This window comes from Pseudorhizobium tarimense (assembly GCF_022968135.1).
GTDB lineage: Bacteria > Pseudomonadota > Alphaproteobacteria > Rhizobiales > Rhizobiaceae > Neorhizobium > Neorhizobium tarimense.
Genome location: NZ_JALJRA010000025.1, coordinates 46,251 through 52,250, shown reverse-complemented (window position 1 = coordinate 52,250; position 6,000 = coordinate 46,251). Strand labels below are relative to the sequence as shown.

6 protein-coding genes and 2 pseudogenes are annotated in these 6,000 nt (G+C 57.1%); 7 read left to right on the top strand and 1 reads right to left on the bottom strand.

The features are described from left to right. Positions 1-75 precede the first annotated feature (75 nt). From MUU54_RS22135 to MUU54_RS25105, 4 genes and pseudogenes are all read left to right on the top strand, one after another. Positions 76-655 (top strand): annotated as a pseudogene (locus MUU54_RS22135) (integrase core domain-containing protein); the annotation flags it as partial. A gap of 83 nt (positions 656-738) precedes the next feature. Then, a complete protein-coding gene (locus tag MUU54_RS22130; RefSeq protein WP_247246128.1) occupies positions 739-1,266 on the top strand; it encodes a hypothetical protein in 528 nt (175 codons plus the stop codon). A gap of 30 nt (positions 1,267-1,296) precedes the next feature. Next, a pseudogene (tnpC, locus tag MUU54_RS22125) lies at positions 1,297-1,972 on the top strand (IS66 family transposase). Between the two features lie 39 nt (positions 1,973-2,011). After that, on the top strand, positions 2,012-2,230 hold the full coding sequence (locus MUU54_RS25105) for a transposase domain-containing protein (protein ID WP_354532471.1): 219 nt from the start codon (positions 2,012-2,014) through the stop codon (positions 2,228-2,230). 64 nt (positions 2,231-2,294) lie between these two features. On the opposite strand, the gene MUU54_RS22120 is transcribed toward MUU54_RS25105, so the two are convergent. Beyond that, positions 2,295-3,194, bottom strand: a complete 900-nt coding sequence (locus MUU54_RS22120) for a LysR family transcriptional regulator (RefSeq protein ID WP_247246127.1) — start codon at positions 3,192-3,194, stop codon at positions 2,295-2,297. A gap of 143 nt (positions 3,195-3,337) precedes the next feature. On the opposite strand from MUU54_RS22120, the gene MUU54_RS22115 reads away from it, so the two are divergent. The 3 genes from MUU54_RS22115 (at position 3,338) to MUU54_RS22105 (ending at position 5,482) form a co-directional block, all read left to right on the top strand. Continuing rightward, the gene (locus MUU54_RS22115; RefSeq protein ID WP_247246126.1) at positions 3,338-3,904 is read left to right on the top strand and encodes an invasion associated locus B family protein; all 567 of its coding nucleotides are present in this window, start codon (positions 3,338-3,340) and stop codon (positions 3,902-3,904) included. Next, complete coding sequence (locus tag MUU54_RS22110) at positions 3,901-4,152, top strand: Atu4866 domain-containing protein (RefSeq protein WP_247246125.1); 252 nt, start codon at positions 3,901-3,903, stop codon at positions 4,150-4,152. Before MUU54_RS22115 ends, MUU54_RS22110 begins: the two co-directional genes overlap by 4 nt. Before the next feature lie 103 nt (positions 4,153-4,255). Further along, the gene (locus tag MUU54_RS22105; RefSeq protein ID WP_247246124.1) at positions 4,256-5,482 is read left to right on the top strand and encodes a carboxymuconolactone decarboxylase family protein; all 1,227 of its coding nucleotides are present in this window, start codon (positions 4,256-4,258) and stop codon (positions 5,480-5,482) included. The last annotated feature ends 518 nt before the right edge of the window (positions 5,483-6,000 follow it).

Below are 6,000 nucleotides of genomic sequence, written 5' to 3'. Positions count from 1 at the left end.
AAGATGGCTTCCCCACGGCAGTTCATCAGGGCTAAATCAAACTAGCCGACATGTCCGGCGAAACGGGGTGCACTCCACGAGTATACTCAGCCAGGCGGCCTGATCCATCTCGACATCAAGCGTCTCGGCCGCTTCGAGCGGGTCGGACACCGGATCACCGGCCACAGGACGGGCCAAAGCAAGTCTTGCGGCATCGGATGGGAATACGTCCATGTCGGCATCGACGACGCATCCCGCATCGCCTTCACCGACATCTTCCCGGATGAAAGGGCCGTCAGCGCCATTGCCTTTCTCAAGGCCGCAGTCGCCTAACATGACAGCCTCGGCATCACGGTCACGCGCGTGATGACCGACAACGGTTCCTGCTATGTGGCGAAAGACTTCGCCAAAGCCTGCAAGGCGCTTGGCCTCAAACACGTCCGCACGAAAACCCTATACGCCCAAGACCAACGCCAAGGCAGAGCGCTTTATCCAGACTGCATTGCGGGAATGGGCGTGCGCCTGTTCATACCCATCGTCACAGCATCGCAAATGGAATCTGCCCAAATGGACCCATATGTACAATTGGCATCGGCCCCACGGCAGTTTAAACTCAAAAACATCCATCAGTCGCCTCGGTCTCAACCGGGACAACCTATTGAGGCTCCACAGCTAGAAGTGCCGGGCGCCTCGAAGCGTAGCTGGCACAAGAAACTTTGTCGTCTAGGTCGAGTTTTTGGTGCAAATCTGGAGCACCTGATGACGCCGCTACGCCCGCTGATCACCCTCATCTCAACGCTAATTCTCATAGCCTCGATCTACCTGCTCTGGACCTGGTATCAAGGCGAGGTGGTTCAAAGGCCAGACGCTACGTTCGCGGTGCATCGTGAAAACTGGAGGCTGTGGAGCGGCGGCTTTCTGCTGGTCTGGTCGTTCCTGGGCAGATGGCCGACCATACTCTTGTTGGCGCGGCCGGATACTGATCCAATGAAGAAGGAAAGCGAGGAAGGTGTTGTCATCACTGGTGCCGAGGGAGAGACGCTGCAACTGTATTTCCATGGTCCGGCAGGCGCACCAACCCTACTTCTAACCCATGGATGGTCGCTGGATCATTCGGTTTGGCAGTATGCTGTACGTGACCTGTCGAAGGAGTTCAGGATGGTGACCTGGGACCTGCCGGGTCTCGGCAGATCGACTGCCACCAAGGTCAGCTTATCCAATACTTCAGTCAGAGCCGCAGTCGCAGACGGCCGCCTCAAACAAGCCAAGTTTGCTCTGGCCGCTTAACCCCAAGGTATTTCCCGCTCCCTTGGCCGGGTGTCCGCATTGCTGACACCACTCGTTTTGTTGATCCGGGCCCATACCGCAGCACTCGACCGAATACATACGGACGATACCCTGGTCGATGTTCTTGATCCCGGGCGGGGCAAGACAAAAACCAGCAGGGTCTGGGTGTACGTCTTTGACGGCAGTGGCTATCAATCCGCCACTCCCGCAGCCATCGCCTATTAATACAGCCCTGACCGCAAGGGCGCCCATCCGGCTGACCACTTGGCAAACTTCAGCGGTGTGATGCATGCCGATGGCTATGGGGGTTACAAGAAGCTCTACGGCAACCAGATCGTCGAGGCCGCGTGCATGGCGCATGTGCGCCGCAAGTTCCATGACGTGATCAAGCTGAAGCCATCGCCGATCGCTGACGAAGCGTTATCGCGCATCGGCGCTCTCTACGATATGAGATCGTATCTTCGGCATGCCGGCCGACCAGCGACGTACCCTGCGCCAACAACACGCCAGGCCCATTCTGGAAGAACTGAAGGTCTGGATCGAAGAGACGCTTTCGACGTTGCCACAGAAGCAGAAGCTGGCCGAGGCAATGCGATACGCCCTCTCTCGATGGGCAGCCCTAAGCGTCTACGTCGACGATGGCCGCGTCGAAATCGATAACAACATCGCTGAACGAGCCATGCGTCCGCTCGGAATCGGAAGGTAGAATTGGCTCTTCGCCGGATCAGACAAGGGCGGTGAGCGCATCGCCAACATCCTGACCATTATCGAGACTGCCAAACTCCATGGCCACAATCCGGAGGTCTATCTCACAGACGTCCTGACCCGGATCCAGGATCACCCCAATGATCGACTTGCGGACTTGCTTCCCTGGCAGTGGCGCCGGCGAAAGACCGATACAAGGCGGCGTGATGCCGAGATGATCGAGCCTGTCATGGCAGATGCGCTAAGCCGCAAGCCCTAAGCCGCGCCTCGTAAACCTCAAAATGCATTCGCCGGACGCTCACGTTAGGCTGGGCCAGCTCCCGCTAGGAAGACGCCAGTCTGTATGCACGAACGTGGTCAATGAGCGCGCGCAGCTTGGGCGCCATATTCCGGCGATCGGGGAAATAAAGGAAGAACCCTGGAAAAGGCGGCAGATAGTCGTCCAACGCCGTGATCAACTCACCGCGATCGATATATGAGCGAAACGTCTCCTCCAGCGCGAATGTGATACCGCCGCCAGCGAGCGCGGTCCGTACCATCAGAGACAGATCGTTTGTGGTGATTTGCGGCTCGACGGCGACATCGAAGGGTATGCCTCCCTCCTCGAACTCCCATCGATACGGCGCAGCACTTGGAGACGGACGCCAACCTATACAGCGATGACGCACCAGATCCCGAGGATGGCGGGGTGTTCCGTGGACCTCGAAATATCGCGGCGTCGCGACCACTACTTCTCTCTCTTCCTTGGTCAGTGGCACCGCGATCATATCTCGCTCGATCACATCACCCAACCGGACCCCTGCATCGAAGCCGGCAGCTACAATGTCAAAGATGTCATCGGTCACCGTGACATCGATGGTGATAGCGGGATGGGCTTCCGCAAAGGATGCGATCAGTGGGCCCGACAGAAATCGTTCCGCAATTGAGGTGGCCGCTATCCGCAGCAAGCCGCTGGGTCTGGTGTCACCTGCCACGTTCTCGAATGCGGATTTAACATCCGCTATCGGCTGCGCCAAGGCTTCACGGAAGCGATTGCCCGCTTCCGTCAGCCGCACACTGCGCGTCGTGCGACTGACTAGCGCGATGCCGCAAATATCCTCGAGCCGTTTGATCCCTTGGCTGACGGCGGACCGTGTGACGCCGAGGCGCTCGGCCGCGGCCCTGAAGTTCCCCTCTTCGGCGACCGCCAGAAACACTGGCACCAGGTTTAGGTCGAATGTCATTGTCGTATCCTGCTAACCAATCAGGTAAGCGGAAAGGAAATAAAAGCGACAATCAAATTTGTCTACCTATTGCTCGCGGCCGACAAACGCATCTCGCAAAGCACGGCAGGCAATAAACAACGATCATCGAAGGAGATATTCCAATGACGAACATCAAGATCACGCTCGCAGCAGCATTGGCTCTGGGGATCTGCGCCGGACCTGTTGCTGCACAGGATAGCGCGTGCCCCCGGGAAGGCGCCGAGGCTCCTCTCGCGCTCCATGCCGACTGGATCATGAAGGGCTGGGAGCGCCATGAAGGCGATGGTAAATTCGTGTTCGCAGAAAAGCTGAACAAATATTACGACTTGGAAAACACCAATGGTGTTTTCTACGACAATTTCGCGCCTGGCAGCACACAGCTCTTTGACAACTCCGCTCGCTACGGCGCCAACTGGGCGGCGTTGCAAAATGCCGCTCGATCCGTTCGCCACGGGTTGACCGGAGGCCATGACGCAATCGTCGGCGACACAGTTGCTTCGACCACTCTTGGCTTCGTTGGCCGCATCGATCGCCTTGACGGCAAGGTGATCGCTTTCGATGGTCGCTCGCAGCTGGGCTGGGAATGCACTGGTGGCAAATGGAAGATCCGGCATGAACTGAACTACGCCTGGATCGTCGAACCCGAGACGATTCAGTCTTTCCTGGGCAAGACGGAGGCGGCACAATGACGACCGCAACGCCTTCGCACCCTTATGTCGGCATGTGGGAGACCGCAGACGGCCGCATCCGGCACCAGTTGCTCCCGAATGGCCGCTACGACGAGGCGCGTGGCCGACGCGAAAGTTCGTATCAAGGACGCTACGAGGTGTCGGGAGACCACATCGAGTACTGGGACGATACCGGCTTTACTGCCGACGGCGATTTTGTCGATGGCGTCCTGTACCACGCGGGAATGGTTCTCTATCGCAAGCCGTAGTCTGGACACCACGCCGGCATATCCAATGTCGGCGTGGTCCAATTCTTTCGCTTAATGAGAACATCTGCATCCTTGAAAACCAGATCAAAAGAAAGCGACGATAATGAGCAACATCGAAGAGCAGCTCGAGCACTTGGCTTCGCCAGAAGACAGGCAAAAACACCTTCGTGGTCTTGCCGTTCTCAAACAGATCGGGGGCGAGAATTTTGGGGGGCCAGTAAGTCAGCTTGCGCGCTTTTCAGAAGATCTCGCGCGGTTCACCGTTCAATACGCCTATGGCGATGTGCTATCGCGCGATGGCCTTGATCTGCGAACGCGCCAGATTGTGACCGTTGCCACGTTGCTGGCCCACGGATCCGCGCAATCTCAGCTGTCTTTTCACCTCAATGGATTGTTGAATGTCGGCGGAACTGCCGATGATGTTGTCGACCTGTTGTTTATTTCCGCAGGTCTGCTCGGGTTCCCGACGGCGATCAACGCTGTTCCCATCGTTCGCGATCTACTCGCCGGCCGGGGCGAAAGCAAAAATGCCATGGAGGCTCAGTCTGCACCGGCCATCCCCCAGATCTCGTCTGACCGTCTCACTATCCTCTATCAAATTGCGCCCGAGTTCCCGAAATGGCGCGAACAGGTCCTTGACCAAGAGATCTTCTGCTCCGTGCATCTGGAGCCGAGGCTTGCCCACCTTGCGTCCGCTGCGATGCTTGCGGCGCGCGGAAAAGCGGGGGCAAGCTTCGATGCCCACCTCGCGTCAGCGCTGGCTGCGGGTGCAACCCATAGCGACATCGTCGAAATGGTTATCCAACTGAGCGTCTATTCCGGGTTCCCTGCAGCCCTCAACGCTGCCGGCAGAGCAAGGGACATTTTCGCGGCTTCCGAACGCCCACAAGCGAATGCCCAGGAAAGGGTTGATACCACCGAAGATGACGACGATCGCTTCGAGCGAGGCGCGGCAACTCTGGCCGCAACATCAGGAGGGTTCGGCGCTGGTGTGGTCGACAGTTTCAAGGATATTGCCCCGGGTTTGGGAAGACTAATCGTTGCCCATTGCTACGGTGATATCTTTTCCCGTCCGGCGCTTGACCCCAAATGGAGGGAGCTCAGTGCGATCTCTGCACTCGCCGCTCAAGGAACCGTCGCGGCAGAAAAGCCGCTTGGTGTGCATGTCGATGCCGCTCTTAATCTCGGGGCCGACCCAGAAGAGATTATCGAAACGCTCTTCAACATCATCCCCTATGCTGGCTATCCATTGATCGAAAAAGCGCTGTTGATTGCCCATCAGCGGATCTCTTTATTCAACGAAAAGCAGACTGCTGACAGCGCTTCATGATCATCGAGGATCGCTTAGGTGCTCCGTCCGAAAGATGGAGTAGACTTTAATCCCAGCCGTTTTGCGATGCGGCTACCCGGCCTGCAGATCTTGCTTCAGGCGCCAAACATTCGCTTGTGTAGGATCAGGCAATCTCATTGGAGCGTCATTGTACCGCTCTTCGATCGTCCGGGGCGATGCTTGCGCAAACAGACAAACTATGGAGTGGATCATGTTCAGCCGTGCAGCGGTCACGTTCATTCGAACACTACCGGGAAAGGGCGCTACTTTGCGTTCGCTTCTTAGAAACGACGCTTCCGTAAGCCTGCCGCGTAGCAGGAAAAGCCCGGAAATCCTTACGTGTGCGGTGGACTCGGATTTCATTTGCCTCAAGGAGGCTGAAGAGACTGGCATCATTTGTCTGTCGGACGAAACAAAATGCTGCATTGCATCATTGATGGTGGTTGTGGGCGGAGATGTGAACCGAGACATGTTTCATTGACTACTGAGGCAATCCGCGCAGCTTTCCTCGTTTGTAG

What these genes read in the sequence shown, in the direction of transcription:
- MUU54_RS22130 (WP_247246128.1), top strand. Translation starts at nt 739, where the DNA reads ATGACGCCGCTACGCCCGCTGATCACCCTCATCTCAACGCTAATTCTC.
- MUU54_RS22120 (WP_247246127.1), bottom strand. Translation starts at nt 3,194, where the DNA reads ATGACATTCGACCTAAACCTGGTGCCAGTGTTTCTGGCGGTCGCCGAA.
- MUU54_RS22115 (WP_247246126.1), top strand. Translation starts at nt 3,338, where the DNA reads ATGACGAACATCAAGATCACGCTCGCAGCAGCATTGGCTCTGGGGATC.
- MUU54_RS22110 (WP_247246125.1), top strand. Translation starts at nt 3,901, where the DNA reads ATGACGACCGCAACGCCTTCGCACCCTTATGTCGGCATGTGGGAGACC.
- MUU54_RS22105 (WP_247246124.1), top strand. Translation starts at nt 4,256, where the DNA reads ATGAGCAACATCGAAGAGCAGCTCGAGCACTTGGCTTCGCCAGAAGAC.